A 19,540-nucleotide genomic window follows, 5' to 3' on the forward strand; every position below is an offset into this window, starting at 1 on the left:
TCCCTATGCTTGATGTGCCTGATTGAGTGCATCCTGAACTGCATCGGTAAAGGCTTGTGTACTATAGGTTGCCCCAGAAACATTATTTACTTGTGTATTCTGCTTTTGCATTACTTCACTAGGCAATCCCTGCACATCACGTTCAGAATAATGCATGCCCCAATTACTAATTTGAACGTCCGTTATTTTGTCATTCTTCAATGTTACTGCAACTTCAATCTGTCCACGGCGGTTCCACCCAGTACCCGTAAAGGTCCCATCTTTATATACCTTGGCGGGCTGAGAGACTTTCGTAGTAGCAGCAGCATTGTTTTTCAAATTCACACTTTTATGAATGCTAACTTGTGCTGTTTGAGGTATAGCAACTTTGTTAGCTTGAGTTTCAGTAGAAAAATACCCAGTGGCGTAAACAGCCGCTACTGCTGTTGAACATAAAATTACCCACTTTTTATCCATTTTTGCCATTTAAAAAAACCTCCAAATCCCTTTTGCACTTTCTTTTACACCCTAAGTTTAGAAGAAAAATATTAAAATTTTCTTAAGAAAACCTATTAATAACATTTATAAAGTAAAAATAGACTTTTGTAAGTAAAATTAATAGAACATAAAAAGTCGCTTAGACTTTTCATCGTCTAAGCGACTTTTATGAACACAATTTTTTAATGTGAAAAGGCAGGGATAGGCAGCCCTAGAGCTTCCCGCTTTTGGATAATCCTTTCAAGAAGGATATCTGCTGCTTTAATTGGATGGCTCCGATAGAAGGTTCATCTGTCGTTTCATAGCTATCGCGCATTTTATACCTTGAGAGTGCTCTTCGGACAATCTCTTGTGCAAATTCATCCGCTTTTTCCGAAGTAAATTCTACATAGGATGCCCCTTCGACTTTTGCATATGAAATGGTGGAAATGAGCTCTGTGTGATAGCAATCTGCAGCCTGCTTAAGCCCCGGCATTATACATTGAACATCCGTAATCAAAACATCTAAAGCTCCTGTAACAATCGCTAATTCTTGGCTTGCGTAGTTGGTTGCGACTGATATCCCTTTTCTCATTAACAGCTCATTTGCGGTACAGCAGATTCCCACGATATTAATTCCTTTTGCACCTAATTGAATGGCCTGTTCTTCTACTTTTTCAGCCCATTCCACTACTTTTTCAGCCATTATCGGCATATGTCCGTGAACAGCAATATTTACGTAATCTTCTTTAATTACTCCGAGGCGATATTCTGCTTTTACTAGCTCAGGCGTGCCGAAAAGAATATCTTGAAGATCTGTGGCCATATGAAGTCCGCTATATCCATCTACCAGCCCCATCGTTAAAATGCCTTTAATTAAATTGACAGGATCTGCATCCACACCCATCGCTTGGCGGTTTACAGCTTTTGCAATTTCAAGATGTCCGTTAACTGGTGAAATTCCTAGGTTGTTCCACTTTTCAATTGAACTATCAATACCGTTCCTAAAAATATAGACATTTATACACAAATATGTCCATATGTTCCATAAAGAATTAACTCTTTACTAGCACGCAAAACGAACAGAGCTTTTTGCGAATCGCGTTAGGGAATCACGCCCTAATTCCAGAATGGAAACATCTGTACAATTCGAGTTTTCCAACCAAAATTGACTTGATCGTCTCCATCGCAGTTTTGTGAATTTGTTCCTTCTAACTCCTTCACGACACTGGATATCTCTCGACACTCTGGATCGGCTGTTAGCCGCGCTGGTTATGAAAAACATGGAATCAAATTGGAGTACGTGGTCCTTTTCTTCCTTGCAGGTAAAAAGGAAGCGTTGCTCCAATTTTATAGTTGAAGCTATTTATCGATCAGCTTTTAATAGTTCAATTTTATCTTGGAATGCATACTCTTTTTTGTAATAGTTTGTAAGAGTTCGCCACTTACTGAAATTTGATTGTTTCCTATCAAGTCCTTTGGGAAAAGTGAGAACGGTATCATATTTTATTTTTTCTGGTTTAAAAAAATACCCTCTTCTGGCAATCACACATGCTGCTGCTTCGTGAGAACTTAATCCATAACGTGCCATAAATTTCATATGTCCAATTTGGCTTGTGTAAGCGGGATTGATTCTCCTTATCTTCACCCCTGCCTTTTTCGCTTTTGCTTCGATTAATGCTTGAAAGGATGAATAGGCAAAACCCGAAAGCATGCGGGCATAGCTAGCACCCATCTCCTTTAATTGTGTTTTCTTTCTGGTAAAATTCAACTTCTCAATCACGATATCTTTTTGAACCAGAACAGCATCGTTCAATACTTCTTTTATTGCATCACTTAAAGAGGCTTTGACCTGTTCTTTCCTTCTGCCGTACATCGGAACTTTGATCGTGTATCGATGAATTGGATTTCCATAACGGTCCACCTCACAGACTGCCAAGAATCCTGCATTGAGGTCCATTCCGATTAATCCATTTCGATTGGATGTCCCGATTGGGGAAGTTTCTCTTTCGACTGTTGCGTATACATACCAGCCTTTTTCCTTCTTGATAAAACGGTAAGTGATGGAAGTAAAATATTTTTGTGGTTTCCCATTGCGAGTAAAACCCATATAGGGAATTTTGGCCTTATCCAACCATTCTTGTCCGTAAGGGAACATGACGGATGGAAATTCGATGTACTTCCCGTATTTCCCAATGAAGCAATCGGCAACTCGTAACCTGAGCGTATTCTCAACATTATAAGTGGCAGACTGGTTTCCGAAGGTTTCATCTTTAGAACCGATCACAAGAAATTGGGAGCTTCTTGCCTCGACCCAATCGTTCTTCCACTGTTGATGATCTTTGTATTCATTTTCAATTAAATGGAATTGCTTATGAAAGAGTTTCTTTGAACCAAAGCAGATACGGATTCTCTTTGTGTCACGGTCGACCTTTAACTTTTCAAGCTTTTGTTGCAGGTTTCTCAGTCTTCGTTTCTTTTGGTGAAGAAAATGTTTAAGGTTTTTATACTTTTTTACATGTTGACGAAATAACGGGTTTGTTTGTGGAATTAGAAGAAGTTTCTGGTGAAGTTTTGCTGTTTGATTTGTTTTCTGATGAATGATTTTTTGCAGGTGAACGGTTTTAGCTTCTAAATCTTGAAGATCCAAATCCCTTTTTTCCAAAAAAGAAGAGACCTTTCCATCCAACTGCATTCGTATGGAGTTAAACTGACGAGACGTAATGCCATATTGCTTTAGAAAGGTCTTTTTAAGATTGGAAGGGGGAATTCCCTTGATATGAGATTGAACAAATAGTTTGCGTTCTAGTTTTCCAAAAAACTTTCCAAACTCTATGAGGTACTGATCAGATGTAGATTCACGATTCAGTTGGATGTTGCAGAGTTTCGTCTGGTACGTTTGAAACATCCTTTATCACACCCCAATCAAATTTGTTTTTGGTTTTAAACTATATTTTAAATAGGTATAGGTGTAGGTGTAGGTGTAAGTATAAGTATAAAAAGGTATTTTCAAAATAGTATTTAATAATTCCGATTCTAAAATAAGAATGTATGTTCTACACTATATAATTATAGTATAAAAAGACATATTTGTCTATTATTTACTATATTTTTAGAAACTGCTAATAACCCTTTAATTTCATCCATTCGAGCGTGCCGTATTGCCTTTGAAAATCCGATAGAGCGGCTAGAGCTACTTCTTTTCCTAGTTCATTGACTTCCTTGTCATCAACGGTTAAGCCTAAACCTTGAGCAATTCGCATTAATTTATCTGGATCTTTAATCTCGAATGGAGCTTTCCCTTCAGATGCTTCTAGTAAAGTTAAGGCAACTTCACGAGCATGCTCAACATGTGCAACAGCCCCTTCTGTTACTAAAGTTAATAGGTTTTGCGCAACAATTTGATCAGCAGTTGCTCCACAAACCCCTCGTTGTGCTCCGTTTGCCGTAAGAGATATTTGACATGGTCCTTCAAGACAGCGCTTGCAACACACTCCAGCTAAACTAAATTTACAGCGTGGTTCCAACAGATCGGCCCAATCAAAAGCCGTTTCAATTCCTTCCGCCTGTGCTTTTCGAAGCATCTGTTGGACGCCTGTATCAGCAGTTCTTTCTTCGATTGAACGCAGCTTTGTAGCCATAGAATCTCCACCATTTCATTTTCATAAGTTTTTTAGAAAAAAAGCTAGATGAAACTTATCTATTAGCTGTATTGGACCAAAATAGATTATTCTTGGCCCTTATGTTACATCACAGTGAAAAATTTGGGCGAAAGCCAGTGAAGTGGATCTGTTGGAGAGTAAGGTCATGGAGTATAAAGAGGAAACAACTAAAGCTATTTTCGCTCAATTCTTTCTTTACGCAGATGATTGGCGATCACCTCCTTTGAACTAGTTGACAGTCATTGGTTCTTGTAAAAGACTGATTAACTGATTTTTTATTTTTTTGCATATTCTGTAAACTCTGGTAAGGTTTCATAGACATTACATCTGTCCAAGTCTGCTTCTACAACTCGAAAATCAATGGGATATCATCTACTCTTGGATTTAATGTAAAAATTTGACCACTTACTCCTGGTTCTGCTCCCGTTCGTTGTTTAATAAGCTCTTTATCTGTTGAGATCGCAACCAATCTTTCTAAAATGGTTTGGTCAAACCCCAGAGCCGAGCCTAGATTTGCATCGGGATCGGCATCCACTGCCAATACTGGACCGTCTTCTGCAAATAAATGACTTAATAGGGCTGATAAAGTCGTTTTTCCAACTCCGCCCTTCCCGGAAATAGCAATTTTAAATCCATTTTCCATAAATCCTAACACCCCACTCTTCAATAAATTCCTTTATACTCCCACTATATAGCAAAACAAGGAAGATCGTTATAACGTTACTATTTTTGCCATTGAAATGTTGCAATTTTGTAAAAAATAACTTGATTCAATGGTATTCCAGTTTGAGTGCTTATATTTGTTTTTTGAGTAATCATGTTATACTGTGTGCTATAGATATTTTAGAATAATGAATGAAGAGAAGCAGTGTAAGGAGAGTATTGGATGAATTACAAGATTGTCATTTTAGATATAGATGGTACCATTTTGCCACATGGAAAAACAGTAAGTTCTGCAACAAAGGAAGCAATTCAAATGCTAAAAGATAAAGGGATAAAAGTTGTTATTGCAACAGGCCGGGCTCCTTATTTTTCAGAAAGCATTGTTCAAGAAACAGGCGTGAATTCAATGGTCTTTTTTAATGGTGCTTATGTTACTCATGAAGGAAAAGAAATTTACCAAAATACGATCGAGAAAAATGTATTAGAAAAAGTACATTTTTTATCATCAGATTATCAGCATCCTCTTACCTTTTTAGGAGATCAAAGCTTTAAAGCGACCGACCTTAACCATCCATATGTTCTTGAAGCATTCCAGCATGAACCGTGGAAGCCAGATTTGGCACCTCCAAAATTTTGGATGGATCAAAATATTTATCAATTGTTCCTTCACTGTGAACTGGAGGAAGAATCCACCTATCAATCGAAAATTCCAGAATTAGATTTCAGAAGATGGAGCTCAGGAGCAAGAACCTGTGATGTAAACTTGTCCTGTTCCAACAAGGCTGTGGGTGTAACTAAATTGTTGGAACAATTGGGTATTGCCCCTGATGAAGCGGTTGCTTTCGGAGATGGGTTAAATGATCTCGAAATGCTTTCTCTTGTAGGAATGGGCGTGGCAATGGGTTCTGGTCGCGAAGAATTGAAAAAAATAGCTGATATGATCACTATTTCTGCTGAAGAAGACGGAGTAAGATACGGCTTAGAGCATCTCGGCTTAATTTAAGTATTATTGGCGGGTACCTAAATACATTTTAGGGCCTTAGTGTCAACAAGAAGCTATTCTTGCTGACACTGGGCCCTCTTAATATAAACTTACAATTAACATGTTTTTTTACTTTTAAGCAAGCAATTTTCTAATATCTTCAATAAATGCAGCAACTGCATCCTCTTTTGTTGCCCAAGAGGTAACCAGGCGAATGGCAGAGTAATCGGAGTCTACTACTTCCCAAATATGAAAAGAATATTTATGCTCAAGTTCTGTGATTACTGAATTTGGCAGTATCGGAAAAATTTGATTTGATGGCGATTCTGTTAAGAACTTAAGATTTGCTTTTCTTAATTCTTCTCTAAGCATCTCTGCCATTCTATTAGCATGCATCGCCAAATCAAAGAACAAATTATCACGAAAAAGTTCAAGAAATTGGATTCCGAGCAGTCTGCCCTTTGCTAGAAGGCCTCCTCTTTGTTTGATATGGTAGCGAAAATCTTCTTTTAGAATATCGCAAGAAATGACTAAAGCTTCACCTAAAAGCGCTCCATTCTTTGTGCCGCCTATATAAAAAGCGTCAACCAGATCAGGAAGATCGCCTAATGTAAGATCATTTCCTTCTGAACAAAGTGCGGAACCTAGTCTTGCCCCATCCATATATAAAAATAAATGATGGTCATTGCAAAATTTATGTAATTCTTCGAGTTCTTTCTTTTTGTATATGGTACCTATTTCTGTAGAATTTGAAATATAGACAAGTTTCGGTTTTACCATATGTTCATCTGGATGTCCTTCGAGTACTTTTATCAAATGCTCGGGGGTTAATTTTCCATCTTCAGTATCGATTGAGATAACCTTATGTCCAGTTGCTTCAATGGCTCCCGTTTCATGCCCCAAGATATGGCCGGAACTAGCTGCCATCGCAGCTTCATGGGGTCTTAAAAATGCAGCAAGAGCGGTTAGATTGGTTTGCGTACCGCCTGATAAAAAGTGGATATCAACATCGTTCCGTCCCATCTTTTTCTTTAATGAAAATGATCGCTTTTCTGGTATAAAGATCCTCTCCGTATCCTTCCTCCTGCTCTAAATTGGACTCTATCAGAGCATTTAATATAGAAGAATGGGCCCCTTCACTATAGTCGTTTTTAAAACTATACATTTGTTGTCCCCCGTTTACTTTTTATTCCCACAATATTATCGTAACATATTATTAAATCCTTCCAAAATAAAAAATGCCAGGATTATCCTGACATTTATAAAACCATATTAACTAGCAGCGCTGCCTGTTTGTCCATTATCTGTCCAAGGTTTTTGGACTCTGATACTTTTGATTGTTTTTCCATCTGTATCATAATAAACAGATAATGTACTGCCAGTCGTGATTTGATCCAAGGTAATTTTACTTTGTTCCATTCCGTTTGTACCCTTAGTCATTGTCGTCATTTGAGCTCCATCAGGAATTGTAATAGTTTTCTCTTTACCTGTGTAGGGGGGGTGTCTCATTCCGCCTCCGCCCTGACCGCCATTTCCACTTCCATTTCCAGGAGATGTTCCAGTTGTTTCCATGTTACCTGTACCGCTTCCTCGAACTTGTCCTTTTGGTCTATTCATCTGAGGAGTCTTCATCAGTTTTAGCGTAACTTGATTTCCATTGATAGCAGAAACCTCACCATATACATTGGGTTTTTGAATACTTCCACTTTTTCCATTTTGAGCCGTTTTATTGGAATTCCCAGAATTTGAACAACCCGCAATAACAAAAATCATCAAAATCGAGATAAATGCAGTAAATAATTGTTTTTTCATCCTCTACTCTCCTCTACTTTTTGATTTTCAAATTACTCCAAGGTTTTCATAACTATCATCAATTATTGAATAACAACCTTAATTTAACCTTAAAAAAATAACTCACTCAAGCTATGTACTCTTGAGAGTATTATATTATGATTCATATGACAGAATGCACATGATTTGTTATAGTAGGCTTATTACTTATAGGAAAGGAACTTTGAAATAAAATGAAGTGTTTTTCAATAGACCTAGATGGTACATTATTAAATTCAAAACATCAAATCTCAGAAGAAAATATAAAGATATTACATCATTTGCAAGATCAAGGACATACCATTATATTCAACACCGGCCGAGCGTTCGAGGATGTCATTAGATTTGATCCAATTAAAAAATTAGAAACTCCCATTTTTTGTGTCAATGGTACTGTTTTGTACTCGAAATCAAGAGATATTGTTTATGAGGCAGAATTACCACTTCTCACCTTTCAAAAGTTGCTTCCGATTTTAAAGCAATTTGGACTCTGGATCATGGTCTATACGAATCAAGGTGGATTTCCTTGTAGAAATCCAATGATTCAAGATAAAAGTTCGGAAGAGATTGAACGTATTTTCCAGGATTATGATTATGACCAAATATTTGAAAAAAAAGATATCAAAATACACAAAATCATGGCTGTATCACGAAGGGACCAGCTTGAAAAAATTGATCAGGTTAAAAAATTAATTGAGGACAAATTCGATGTTTCCATGGCATCCTCCCATCCTAATAATGTTGAGTTTACCTCTATTGAAGCAAATAAAGGTGCAGCATTAGAGCGGTATCAGCAACTGACTGGCCAACAGTTTGATGAAATTTTTGCGTTTGGTGACGGCGGAAATGACCTCCCGCAATTTAAGGCAGCTACTACCTCAGTCGCAATGGGTAACGCTCCTTTCAATATTCAACATGCGGCGGACATCATAACAAAATCAAATGACGAAGAAGGGTTTGCATATGCGGTTCGACATTTACTTACTATCTAATGCTATTATCAGTCGTGTTTTCCTAAAATGAAAACACGACTTTTTCATGCAATTAGGAACTAAATATTTGCGAAAAATCAAGGGAAATAATATTCAAAAAATAAAATATGCAAATATCTTGAACTTTTTGTGAACTATGTTATGATAATTGTAACAATTGAAATATTCAAATTTTCGCTATATTAAAAATAGTATTTTGTAAATGCAAATTGATATTCTACAACACGAACGCCTAGTGTTTTTTTTAGTAAAATAAACTTTTCGAAAGGGGTTTGATTAAGAATCAGTAATTTTTACCTTTTCAGTATTATTAACTAATCTTATTTTTACTATAGTAATATTTGTAATACTAATATTATTCTAAAGGGGATTTGGGATATGTATAATTCAAATGATTTATCTTTCGAAGCGGTAAATGCGAATGTATGTCAAAACTGTGGTAAAGTCGCATTTTCTCATGAAGATGCAGCGGCAAGTAAAAAGTCTGGAATCGGTTATGCACTATTAGGCTGGATGTTTTCAATTGTCTCTCTTCTTTTTGTTCCAATTCTTTTTGGCACATTAGCTTTTGCATTGGGGCTAATCACTTATTACGGAAGAAGCAAGGGCCATGGAACGGCTTTAATGGTATTTGCAGGGATTAGTTTTGTTTTTGGGTCAATGTTAAGCTTTTTCGTTTCAGGAACATTCTTTCTTTAAAAAATAGGTATATAAAAAACGCTTGGTTTAGGGGTGAACCCAGCGTTTTTTTATTTGAATTACATTCCTATTCCACTACTTCAAGTCTTTCTAAAATTTTTCTTTTGCGATACAGCATAATTCCTGCCTCTGAAAGATCGTTAATCATGGATCGATTTGTAATCGCGCCAAAAAGGATCCCTGCTAGTGGTACCATTTGAAATAGTTTTTTCCACCCGAATTGGTCCCTGTATGTGTAAACAACTTCTCTCCAGCCTTGCAGTTGGGACATCATTTCTCCTGATTCATGATTTTCTTTCCGATAATAATTAGAAAGCTCATCAAGAATAGTGCGTTTTCCAACCACATCAGCCATTGAAAATTGTAAAACTTTAATTATGAAGATTCTTTCACTTTTTTCATTGGGATCATAACCATGAATGAGAGCAATTTCTTGGAGAGTTTTTAAAGAAACTGCTAACAATGCCGGAATATCAATGGCAAGAGTAAATATACCGCCTACTCCTGTAGTAGCGCCTTGAATGGTTGCAAATTTTTTTCTCTTTTCAATGACTTCCTTACTTATTTTATCCATTAATTCTAATGGAAGGTCCTTAATATCTAACACCGTGTTAATTGGAGTCTCAGCTTCTTTTTCGATGATAGTAAATAGGTTTTTTTCAATTGTTAAGTACTTTCCTCCTGATTGTACATATGCTCCGATTTCATCCAAGAGGTCACCTATTTTTTCATGAATAAACTTTGGTGTTAGTTTATCAAGGATTTTAAATGGCAGCCGGCTAATTTTTTCCCAGAACCAAAGTCCATTCTGACCCTTTTCCCACTTTTCAATAATCGCAAGTTCCTTTAATAATTCATCTCTTGATTCCATTATCTAATCACTCTTTTCATTTTTCCAAATAATACTATTTTATATAGATTATATCGATTCGAAAGAAGATTCTCAACAAATCGTGACATAATCCGTTGTCGCCTTTATAATTTAAATTAGAGGGTCATTTCACTAGATTTATTAACTACTTCACTTTACATGATGTTAATAAAAATCTTTCGGAGTGATTTGCATGCTATTAATTGAGTTTTCAATCAGTATTGCTTTTATCATATTATTTCTCTACTCCCTCTTTAAATACAAAAATAAAATTGCTTCCCCCTTTGCTCTTCTCTGCCTATCTATCGCTATTTTCACATTTGGATATTGTATGGAATTACTATCAAATACAAGAGCTCACATCCAATTCTCATTGAATATCGAATTATCAGGTCTTGCATTTATTCCAGCATTGTGGATTTTAATCTCAATTAAGTTTTACTTAAAAAAATCCTCTCCCTTCTTTATTACATTCATTATATTAATTATTCCTTTTCTCACTTTTTTTATTTTTTTGACAAACCAATACCATCATTTATATTACTCCAAATTATTGATCGAAGAATATGATCACCTTTTTAAAGCTGACTTAGTAAAAGGGCCTTGGTACTATGTTTTTATTAGTTATACTTATGTAGGTTTTCTTTTTAGTGTCTTTGTGTTCTTTTCCAAATGGAAGGAAGCCTCATTTAGTTTTAAAACTCAATCTTTTTGGATGTTAATAGGTTCCTTTTGCCCTGCAATTGCTTATTTAATTTACATAGCTGATTATTATTCGATTTTTTACGATTTAACAACTTTTGGTTTTGCACTACTAGCCTTGTGTTTCTTTATTGCGATTTTCAAATATAATTTCCTTGAACTGCATAAAATTGCCAGAGAACATGTTTTTGATGAAATTAATGAAGGTATTATTGTTCTCGATCAAAATGATAAGATAGTTGATTATAATCAAGCCGCTAAAAATACTTTCAGTTGGTTGAATAGTAAAGCAATTGGAAAAAGCATCTTCACCTATCCTGAAGGTACCGCAATCGGTAAGAATGCCTCTTGTCAATTTACTAGTGAAATCATAAGAAATAATCAAAAAAAATATCTGGGCTTTACAATCACAAATATCATCCAAAAAAATGAACCTATTGGAAAAATATTGATTTTCCAAGATACTACAGAACAAAAGGATGCATTGGAGAAATTGAACTACCTGGCCACGAATGATTCCTTAACGGGAATATTTAATAGAAGTAAATTAATGGCGGAAGCTGAAAAAGAGTTATATAAAGCCTATTTATATAAGAAGGATCTTTCTGCTCTGATGATTGATATTGACTTTTTCAAAAAGGTAAATGACACCTATGGTCACTTAGCAGGAGATAAAGTAATAACATGTTTGGCAAATGTTTGTAAAAATCGATTACGTAAATCCGATATAATCGGGAGGTATGGGGGTGAGGAGTTTTTAGTACTTTTATCGGATACCAACCTCCAAAATGCTTTACAAATTGCAGAAGATCTAAGAATTTTAATAGAAAAAACAGATATAGAATATGATTGTAAAGTAATAAAGGTGCAAGTTAGTCTTGGTGTAGCATCTACCTCCATTCATAGTGAAAAAGTTCGAATCAATGACTTGATTAACGAATCAGATATCGCACTCTACAAAGCAAAAAATTCAGGAAGAAATCGAGTATGTTCCATCTGACTCATATTTTCTATATTAAAAAAAGAACACGGTCAGTCCAGTGTTATACGGGATTGAACGTGTTCAAATATATACTTTTTAACTATAGGATCTTAAACTACTCTGTTTAGATGAAAATATACATCGAAAGGATCGCAAGAAGCGCTTTAAATTGGGGAATAATAAGTACTGAAGCCAACATAGCCCCGATGATAGTAAATAATTCCGCTTTCTCCCTCCTAAGATTTTTATTTAATATTTCCAATAATAGTTATTAAATTAAATGCTCCAAAGCTTGAAAGCCTTTTCAAAAAATGGTATTCTATAAACGATTATTTTTGTTCGGTGTAAAAGATCGCATTAGTTTCAAACTTTTCGTCTTAATTAGCACTAAGAGCAAGAATAGCAATACTATGTGTGTGCAACACTTTAGGAGGCAACAAGGATGGAAAAAGGAAAAGTAAAATGGTTTAACAGTGAAAAAGGTTTTGGATTCATCGAGCGCGAAGGCGGAGAAGATGTATTTGTTCATTTCTCAGCGATTCAAAGTGAAGGATTTAAAACATTAGATGAAGGTCAAGAAGTGACCTTTGACGTTGAGCAAGGCCAACGTGGACCGCAGGCTGCCAACGTTCGTAAAGCATAATACAACTAATATGAACAGGCTCTACTTGTAGAGCCTGTTTTTAATTGGAACTGGTTCTAATGAAAAAAAGCCCCTTCTCATTAATGAGAAGGGAAAATGAAAACAAGTAAAATAAATGGTAAACTTAGTTTAGCATATTTCTTTCATAAAACCTAATTTTCTACAAACTTTTTATTTAAGGCATTTTTTGTACAGCTATGCCACTAAAAGGAAAAACACTTTGTTCGTTTTATTTAATCACAAACTTGGTTTGACTATATCCTTCTTTTGTCTTTTTCACTTCTAAAATCGCCGGAATGGTGTTCTTAAGCTCTTGAACATGCGAGATGACGCCGATCATGCGGCCTGATTGCTGTAAATCAATCAGGGTATCAACTGCTTTGTTCAATGATTCTTCATCCAATGAACCAAATCCTTCATCAATAAACATCGTATCAATTGAGACACCGCCTTGGAAACTTTGAATCACATCTGCCATCCCTAATGCCAAACACAACGATGCATTGAATTTTTCTCCACCTGATAATGTTTTAACATCACGAGTTTGTCCCGTGTAGGCATCGAATACATCCAGACCAAGACCGCTTTGTTTACCACGACTCTCTTGCCGTTCACTTCGGATTAATAAAAATTGGCCGTTGGATAAGCGCTTCAATCGTTCATTTGCAGTAATAATAATTTGCTCAAGATATTCAATTTGTAAATACCGTTCAAAGGAGATTTTACTGCTGTTTTGGCCTCTTATGACATCATATAGATCAGCCACGATATTTAAGCGTTTTTCCAATTCCACAGTACTTTTTTCGGCTTTTATAATAGTATGTTTTAATTCGTTTGCTTTTTGTTGATTTTGCTCTGATTTTAGTAAAAGTTTTTTTGCCTCTTCATAAGCGCTATTCAATTCATCAAGTTCAGACTTAAGCTCCGGCAAATCTATTTTTGTTTTATCCTTCAAATCATCTTGATACTCTAGTACCTGCTGTTTTAAAGTTGCCAGATTGTTTTTAAATTGATCAATTTCTTCTTTCAATGTAATACGTGCATTTTCAAGCATTTTTGCATTGCGATAATCATCCTCGGCGGAAAAATTAGCCTGAAGCAACGCACCTAAAAATTGCTGCTCGGAATTTTCTTTTTTCAAACTGCTTTCTTCCAATTGTTCTTTCATACCAGAAACATTTACTGATGCCTTTGCAACAGTTTCTTTTGCCAACTGTAATTGCTTTTGCGCTTGTTCCCAAGCATTTTCTAATTTATTTTTTAAGTTATTTATTTCCGTAATTTTCCTATTTAATTCAGCTAATGTTCTAATTTCCTCTGGAATTCGATTTACTTGTTCAACATAAACTGCCTTTTTGCTCTCATATACTGTGTTTTGTTCCTGATAGGCTTTTGCTGCAGCCTCTTGTTCCGCTTCAAATCCCTCTAACTGTTTTTCCTTTGTTTCAAGATCGTTCTTTAATTTAGATAGTTTTTCTTTTTCTTTTCCCAGTCGTTCAACATCTTTTTTAAGTGCCTGCCCCTCTTCAGCAAGCCTTTTATATTCTGGTTGAACTTCTTGTACCTGTACACCAATTTCGGCTACCTCTTTTGCCTTTTGTTCAAATTGATCCTTACCATTTTTTAGCTGTGCAACAAGATCGCGGTATTCGCTATCTTTAAGTTCCAATTCTTTTTTGACAAGATCTAATTCTTCTCTTGTTGGGACTGCATCTTGACCTTGCGCCTTATTGGGATGCTCAGTACTTCCACAAACCGGACAAGGTTTTCCATCATGTAAATGAATAGCAAGAATGCTAGCCTGTCCGTTAACCCATGCTTCTTCTAGTTTTTCATACTTTTGCTTAATAGCTTGAAAAGATTCCTCTTTCGTCTTAAATAAATTCTGCAGTTCAACTTGGTTTTTATAAATTCCTAAGTATTCATGTAAAACTCGGATGCGGTCTCTCATATCAGTTAACTTTTGTTGCTTTTCTGCTAATTGATCTACCGCTTTTTCCAATTCTTTAATGCTACGTCCAAGTTGAACTTTGGAGTCTTTTTCCGTTTTTATTTTCGTTTTTAGTACATCTAGAACTTTACCAAGGTTTTGGACCTGCTGCTCCTGCCTTGTTAATTCAGCTTTCTTATTATCCATGTCTTTTACGGTTGGCAGAAAATCATGATAACGGTCTAACTGTCGAGCGATCTTCTCCCGCTCTTCTTTTTTACTTTCCTCCAATTCAAAATTTCTTTGGACTTTTTCAAGTGTGCTAACAGCATTTTTTTGTTCCGCTACTGCAAAATCCAACCTTTGCTTTTTGTTTTTTTCATCTTCTCGCCATTCATTTACTTGTTTTTCATAGGGTTCTATCTTACTTGCTCGCTCAGCGTTTTCAAGTTGGATCTCTTTTTCTTTAAATAGAGGTAACTGTGCGGTTAATTCTTCAAGATTTTTCTGTTTGTCCTCTAGCTTTTTGAATTCCTCATTTACTTGTTCTGCTTTATGGAACTCCTCAAGTTTTTTATTATATGCGGCACCACTAGTTTCTTCGTTTTGCTTATTTCTTCCAACCTCATCTTGAAAATAAAGAATTTCTTCCTCTAACCCTGAAATGATTTGGTTTGTATTATAGTTTTCTTGTGATAAGAACTCAAAGAGGTTAGACTCTTCCCTTAAGGGAAGCGCTGCCTGAATGTCCGAGATATATCGGTCTCTTGTGGCAGATTCTCTTTTAAATTCTTCTTCAGCAAATTTTTTCTTTTCCTTCAGACGATCGCTGATCCATCTGTAAGGTTCAGTTCGGAAAATTTTTCGGAGAATCTCTTCTTTATTTTCCGTTTGCGAGGTTAACAGTTTGCGAAACTCCCCTTGCGGCAGCATCACAATTTGGCTAAACTGATCCTTTGTAAGACCAACTAATTCTTCCACTTTTTTGTTGATTTCAGAAACAATTTGACGGTCTACACATGGAATTTCACGTCCATTTACTTTTTCATAAAATTCATATTGTTCCCCTGTGGCACTTTTATTTCCTATTTTTACATGAGGAAGCTGTCGTTTAATTCGGTAAAAGCGATTATGCAGCTCAAACTCCAGTTCAATAGCTGTATGAACATCGTCATCTGCAAAATCACTTCGCAAATACTTCGTTTCACTCCGATCTTCGCCGCTTGCCGAACCATAGAGTGCAAAACAGATGGCATCAAAAATGGTGGTTTTTCCTGCACCTGTATTACCAGATATGACAAATAAACGGTTATTTTTAAGTTCGGTAAAATCAATCACTTCACTATGTTTGTACGGCCCAAAAGCAGTCATCGTAATTTTTAATGGTCTCATGTTTTCACTCCTCCCTTATTCGGTATCTTTTCCTGCAGCGATTTCTTTAGCAGCCTGCTTAAATTCGTCATTTCCTTCCTGTAAAAGCTCATGAAGAACTTCAGTAAAAATAGCCTCTGTTTCAACTGTTGCGGGTATTTGTTTTACCTCCTGATAAAAAGCCCTAAATAAGGAGATTTCATCCATTTTATGACGTGCCATTCCTGAACTAGCTTGTCCGTCATCCATTCCTGTCGGCATGACAATTTTTCGCTCCACATGCATGGCATTCGGATAGACGGATCGTACTTTTTCCATCGGCGATAGTACCGGTGTTTCGTCTAATAAACGAACAAACACGTAATCTTCATTTTTCTGATGTTTTAATAGGTCTTCCATTTTTGCTTCGACTGTTCGCATCTCTCGAAGTGGCGTTAACAAGCGTTTCTCAAGCGTCATGTTTCCCTGTGCATCAAGTTCAACAATATAAAAACCTTTTTTATGCTTTTCTTCTGATATCGAGTATTTAAGTGGTGAACCTGAATATTGAATCGTTTCATTTAATACAAAATGTGCTTGGTGCAAGTGACCAAGTGCAGTGTAATGAAATTTTGAAAAAGAATGCGCATCCACATGCTCTGCCCCGCCAATTGCTAAAGGACGTTCAGACTCACTTGTATTCTCCTCAGGTTCCCCGTGCGGTGTTACAAAAGCATGTCCAACCAGAACATGACGAGCATCGGGGTCCATATTAGAAGCGATTGTTTCTGTTATTTTTCTCATCGCATCATTATGTGTTCGGATTTCCTCATCCTCGAAAACATAGCGAACGACACTAGGATCTGCATATGGTACAAGATGAAAATGGACTTCACCATACTCATCATGTAAAATAATCGGTTCGAATGGATTTGAAATTTGTCCGATAATGTGATAGCCATTATTCTTCATAATCTTACTGCCAAAATGGAGGCGGCTCGGGCTGTCATGGTTTCCGGCAACAGCTAAAACAGGTGTCTTTAATTTCAAAACAATTGTTTCAAGCACTTCGTCTAATAGATTTACAGCTTCAGTAGGCGGCACACCACGGTCATATAAATCTCCTGCAATAATAACCGCATCCGCTTTTCTTCTTCAATTGCTTTGATAAAATCCTGGAGAATATAGCGTTGATCTTCTGTCATATAGACACCCTGAACGAGCTTTCCTAAATGCCAATCAGCTGTATGAAAAAACTTCATTAAACCTCTCTCCTTTTTAGATAAATATCATGATTACCTTTCTTCGTCTTCCGCACCTATTAATTTAATTATTTTTTCATTTTGCTTGATTGATTTTATTTGGGTCTTGTATTCTTTTAAATAATACTTGGAGTTCATCTACATCTTTATTATTATAACAAAAATGATTCATTTGATTTAAAAAGAAATGTTGGAAAATAAAATGACCCGCTAATGTGGATTAGCGGGTATTTTACTTTAATAAATGTTGAAAGTGGCTCTTACGATTATGATTTTCCAGAGATAAAAGAATGACAAAGATTTTTAAATTGCTCGTTTACATCATTTTCAACAAGCCCGCCATGATAGCAGATCACTCGCACAATATCGAAACCGGTGAATTTCTTTAACGATTTGAGCGCTAACGGCATATCAGGTGTTGCTGTTGGTTTTGGACCGAGAAGCTCTCCCTCTATGCTGACTGTCGCATCTCCAGCAATAAGTGTCTTTGATGATTGATGATAAAGACTAATATGCCCTGGTGTGTGTCCAGGTGAAAAAATAACTTGTACCCCTCCAAAAAACGGAAGTACATCACCATCAGATACGACCTTTGTCACTTTGGCGCTAGTCGGAGCAGGTAACATTGCTTCGGCTTGCTCGCGCATTTCCTTTGGTAATCGAGACAACATTTGAGTGTTCCACTCAGGTGTCATTTTGATTGGTACCTTATCCCCTTCAATATATGGCTGGTCTTCTGCATGGGCATAAACATCAATCGACTTTCCTGCTGCCTTTATTACTTCTTGAATGCTGCCGATGTGATCAATATCCTGATGGGTTAAAATGACGGCATCAAGATGGTCAAGAGGAACCCCGGCCTTTTCCATAAAAGCTTTTATTTCATCCAATGATCCTGGCATACCTACGTCAACTAACACAGCATGTTGCTCATCATGTAAAAGGGTCGGATGGATCACCTGTTTATTTCCTGCCATATTCATCTCTAGATCTAGCATGCTAATTCCATTTACAATCTTCATAACTACTCCGCCCCTTTTTTCTAAAACAGATATTTTACTATTTTTAATATTCAAAACCTATTTATTAGATTACTTTATCTAAACAAGCATTTCCACCGAAATGCTCTGCAAATCCCTTCTACTATTTAATAATGACCGAAAAAAAGAACCCAGATCACCTGAGTCCAATATAACTTTTAAATCATAAATCCCATTTTTTTAGCTTCAAAAAGCAATTCATCCCTAAATTTTGGATGTGCGATTCTAATTAATGATTTCGTTCTTTCGGAAATGCTCTTGTTTTTCAATTGAGCGATTCCATATTCGGTTACAATGTAATCTACATCGTTCTTCGATGTTGTTACGACAGATGCAGGAGCTAAAGTCGGTCTAATTCTGGAGATTTCATCATTTTTCGCAGTTGAATATAAGCAAATAAACCCTTTTCCGTTCTCCGATAACTGTACACCTGTCCCAAAATCAGCTTGTCCTCCTGAAGAGCTGTAATATTTACCCGCGATCGTTTCGGAGGCACATTGTCCGTAAAAATCAACTTCTGTTGTGGCATTGATCGCAACAATATTATCCTCTTTTGCAATGTTTATCGGATTATTTACATATTCAACAGGTAACATTTCAAGAACTGGATTCTGGTCAACAAAATCATATAATTTCTTCGAACCTAAGACGAAGGTAGCCACTATTTTTTCAGGATGAGTTTTCTTTTTCTTCCCTGTAATAACTCCATTTTCGTATAATTCTGCAATCCCATCTGTTAGCATTTCAGTATGTATTCCTAAATCTTTATGATTTTTCAAAAGACTAATGACAGCATTTGGAATTCCGCCAATACCGACCTGCATGGTGGACCCATTGCTAATATGTTCGGCAATATACCCTGCAATAGTCATGTCAATTTCCTTCACTTCTACAGAAGGTAATTCAAATAGTGGCTGGTCATGTTTGATATAACCCAATATTTCTGAAATGTGAATTTTATTAGTTCCGTATGTTCTAGGCATATATTCATTTACTTGAATAATAATTGGAACTTTCCCAATAAAATACGAAGCATAATCTGCGGTGGTCCCGAGAGAAAAATATCCATTCTCATCCATCGGGGAGCTTTGACAAACCATGATTGGTTTCTTTACCCTCTTGTCGATGATTTTAGGGACTTGATGAAAATGATTCGGAACTAATTCAATAGTTCGATCCCTGTATGCTGATCTGGCATACCCATTCATAAAATAAGAATGATATTCTATATTTGAATAAACTTTATGCATGTATTTACGATCTTTTAATTCGAGAATTTGGTGAATTCTTAAACTGTTATATGACTCTAGACTCTCATCCAGTTTAGATAAGATTGCATCTGGTTCTCCATTTCCTAAAGGAATAATAATATCAGATCCATCCGGAATGAGCGATAAAATTTCATCAGTTGTTTTTTCTTTTAGCATAAAGTCTTCCAAAGCACATATCCCTTTCTAAAATAAAATTTCAGCCAGC

15 protein-coding genes and 2 pseudogenes are annotated in these 19,540 nt (G+C 36.1%); 5 read left to right on the forward strand and 12 right to left on the reverse strand.

All coding sequences use genetic code 11. From position 1 onward, the window contains the following. Positions 1-3: 3 nt before the first annotated feature. The 5 genes from RCG17_RS27980 to RCG17_RS28000 all read right to left on the reverse strand — a co-directional run bounded on the left by RCG17_RS27980 (position 4) and on the right by RCG17_RS28000 (position 4,761). A complete protein-coding gene (locus RCG17_RS27980; RefSeq protein WP_308173255.1) occupies positions 4-465 on the reverse strand; it encodes an FMN-binding protein in 462 nt (153 codons plus the stop codon). A gap of 223 nt (positions 466-688) precedes the next feature. After that, complete coding sequence (locus tag RCG17_RS27985; protein WP_308173256.1) at positions 689-1,486, reverse strand: anaerobic carbon-monoxide dehydrogenase catalytic subunit; 798 nt, start codon at positions 1,484-1,486, stop codon at positions 689-691. Between the two features lie 336 nt (positions 1,487-1,822). Next, entirely contained in the window at positions 1,823-3,364 is a 1,542-nt protein-coding gene (locus RCG17_RS27990; protein WP_308173257.1) for an IS200/IS605 family accessory protein TnpB-related protein, read from the reverse strand. A 214-nt stretch (positions 3,365-3,578) separates the two neighbouring features. Continuing rightward, positions 3,579-4,097, reverse strand: a complete 519-nt coding sequence (locus RCG17_RS27995) for a hypothetical protein (protein ID WP_308173258.1) — start codon at positions 4,095-4,097, stop codon at positions 3,579-3,581. A 364-nt stretch (positions 4,098-4,461) separates the two neighbouring features. Further along, on the reverse strand, positions 4,462-4,761 hold the full coding sequence (locus tag RCG17_RS28000; RefSeq protein WP_308173259.1) for a nucleotide-binding protein: 300 nt from the start codon (positions 4,759-4,761) through the stop codon (positions 4,462-4,464). A 243-nt stretch (positions 4,762-5,004) separates the two neighbouring features. Here RCG17_RS28000 and RCG17_RS28005 point away from each other — a divergent pair, with 243 nt between their 5' ends. Then, positions 5,005-5,784 carry a Cof-type HAD-IIB family hydrolase gene (locus tag RCG17_RS28005; protein ID WP_308173260.1) on the forward strand — a complete coding sequence of 260 codons (780 nt, stop codon included), beginning with the start codon at positions 5,005-5,007 and terminating at the stop codon, positions 5,782-5,784. Positions 5,785-5,898: 114 nt separating this feature from the next. On the opposite strand, the pseudogene RCG17_RS28010 reads toward RCG17_RS28005, so the two are convergent. Together RCG17_RS28010 and RCG17_RS28015 are read right to left on the reverse strand one after the other, a co-directional pair. Then, positions 5,899-6,928: pseudogene (locus RCG17_RS28010) on the reverse strand (low specificity L-threonine aldolase). Between the two features lie 107 nt (positions 6,929-7,035). Further along, positions 7,036-7,575, reverse strand: a complete 540-nt coding sequence (locus tag RCG17_RS28015) for a hypothetical protein (protein ID WP_308173261.1) — start codon at positions 7,573-7,575, stop codon at positions 7,036-7,038. 212 nt (positions 7,576-7,787) lie between these two features. On the opposite strand from RCG17_RS28015, the gene RCG17_RS28020 reads away from it, so the two are divergent. After that, positions 7,788-8,585, forward strand: a complete 798-nt coding sequence (locus tag RCG17_RS28020) for a Cof-type HAD-IIB family hydrolase (RefSeq protein ID WP_308173262.1) — start codon at positions 7,788-7,790, stop codon at positions 8,583-8,585. A 378-nt stretch (positions 8,586-8,963) separates the two neighbouring features. Then, positions 8,964-9,284 carry a hypothetical protein gene (locus RCG17_RS28025; protein ID WP_308173263.1) on the forward strand — a complete coding sequence of 107 codons (321 nt, stop codon included), beginning with the start codon at positions 8,964-8,966 and terminating at the stop codon, positions 9,282-9,284. A 67-nt stretch (positions 9,285-9,351) separates the two neighbouring features. Here the strand turns inward: RCG17_RS28025 and RCG17_RS28030 are convergent, their stop codons facing one another. Further along, positions 9,352-10,155 carry an EcsC family protein gene (locus tag RCG17_RS28030; protein WP_308173264.1) on the reverse strand — a complete coding sequence of 268 codons (804 nt, stop codon included), beginning with the start codon at positions 10,153-10,155 and terminating at the stop codon, positions 9,352-9,354. A 193-nt stretch (positions 10,156-10,348) separates the two neighbouring features. Here RCG17_RS28030 and RCG17_RS28035 point away from each other — a divergent pair, with 193 nt between their 5' ends. Next, entirely contained in the window at positions 10,349-11,857 is a 1,509-nt protein-coding gene (locus RCG17_RS28035; protein ID WP_308173265.1) for a histidine kinase N-terminal 7TM domain-containing diguanylate cyclase, read from the forward strand. A 424-nt stretch (positions 11,858-12,281) separates the two neighbouring features. Next, positions 12,282-12,482, forward strand: a complete 201-nt coding sequence (locus tag RCG17_RS28040; protein ID WP_308173266.1) for a cold-shock protein — start codon at positions 12,282-12,284, stop codon at positions 12,480-12,482. A 229-nt stretch (positions 12,483-12,711) separates the two neighbouring features. Here RCG17_RS28040 and RCG17_RS28045 read toward each other — a convergent pair whose 3' ends face one another. From RCG17_RS28045 to RCG17_RS28060, 4 genes and pseudogenes are all read right to left on the reverse strand, one after another. After that, positions 12,712-15,804: an AAA family ATPase gene (locus RCG17_RS28045; RefSeq protein WP_308173267.1), complete on the reverse strand. Its 3,093-nt coding sequence runs from the start codon at positions 15,802-15,804 to the stop codon at positions 12,712-12,714. Between the two features lie 15 nt (positions 15,805-15,819). Next, positions 15,820-17,024, reverse strand: a pseudogene (locus tag RCG17_RS28050) (exonuclease SbcCD subunit D). Positions 17,025-17,290: 266 nt separating this feature from the next. Further along, a complete protein-coding gene (locus RCG17_RS28055; RefSeq protein ID WP_308173268.1) occupies positions 17,291-18,046 on the reverse strand; it encodes an MBL fold metallo-hydrolase in 756 nt (251 codons plus the stop codon). Positions 18,047-18,222: 176 nt separating this feature from the next. Further along, on the reverse strand, positions 18,223-19,491 hold the full coding sequence (locus RCG17_RS28060; protein ID WP_308173269.1) for an acetyl-CoA hydrolase/transferase family protein: 1,269 nt from the start codon (positions 19,489-19,491) through the stop codon (positions 18,223-18,225). Positions 19,492-19,540 lie beyond the last annotated feature (49 nt).

Source organism: Neobacillus sp. PS3-12 (genome assembly GCF_030915385.1).
Lineage (GTDB): Bacteria > Bacillota > Bacilli > Bacillales > Cytobacillaceae > JAEVLT01.

Coding starts and splice junctions, on each gene's coding strand:
- RCG17_RS27980 (WP_308173255.1), bottom strand. CDS start 465: ATGGCAAAAATGGATAAAAAGTGGGTAATTTTATGTTCAACAGCAGTA.
- RCG17_RS27990 (WP_308173257.1), bottom strand. CDS start 3,364: ATGTTTCAAACGTACCAGACGAAACTCTGCAACATCCAACTGAATCGT.
- RCG17_RS27995 (WP_308173258.1), bottom strand. CDS start 4,097: ATGGCTACAAAGCTGCGTTCAATCGAAGAAAGAACTGCTGATACAGGC.
- RCG17_RS28000 (WP_308173259.1), bottom strand. CDS start 4,761: ATGGAAAATGGATTTAAAATTGCTATTTCCGGGAAGGGCGGAGTTGGA.
- RCG17_RS28005 (WP_308173260.1), top strand. CDS start 5,005: ATGAATTACAAGATTGTCATTTTAGATATAGATGGTACCATTTTGCCA.
- RCG17_RS28015 (WP_308173261.1), bottom strand. CDS start 7,575: ATGAAAAAACAATTATTTACTGCATTTATCTCGATTTTGATGATTTTT.
- RCG17_RS28020 (WP_308173262.1), top strand. CDS start 7,788: ATGAAGTGTTTTTCAATAGACCTAGATGGTACATTATTAAATTCAAAA.
- RCG17_RS28025 (WP_308173263.1), top strand. CDS start 8,964: ATGTATAATTCAAATGATTTATCTTTCGAAGCGGTAAATGCGAATGTA.
- RCG17_RS28030 (WP_308173264.1), bottom strand. CDS start 10,155: ATGGAATCAAGAGATGAATTATTAAAGGAACTTGCGATTATTGAAAAG.
- RCG17_RS28035 (WP_308173265.1), top strand. CDS start 10,349: ATGCTATTAATTGAGTTTTCAATCAGTATTGCTTTTATCATATTATTT.
- RCG17_RS28040 (WP_308173266.1), top strand. CDS start 12,282: ATGGAAAAAGGAAAAGTAAAATGGTTTAACAGTGAAAAAGGTTTTGGA.
- RCG17_RS28045 (WP_308173267.1), bottom strand. CDS start 15,804: ATGAGACCATTAAAAATTACGATGACTGCTTTTGGGCCGTACAAACAT.
- RCG17_RS28055 (WP_308173268.1), bottom strand. CDS start 18,046: ATGAAGATTGTAAATGGAATTAGCATGCTAGATCTAGAGATGAATATG.
- RCG17_RS28060 (WP_308173269.1), bottom strand. CDS start 19,491: ATGCTAAAAGAAAAAACAACTGATGAAATTTTATCGCTCATTCCGGAT.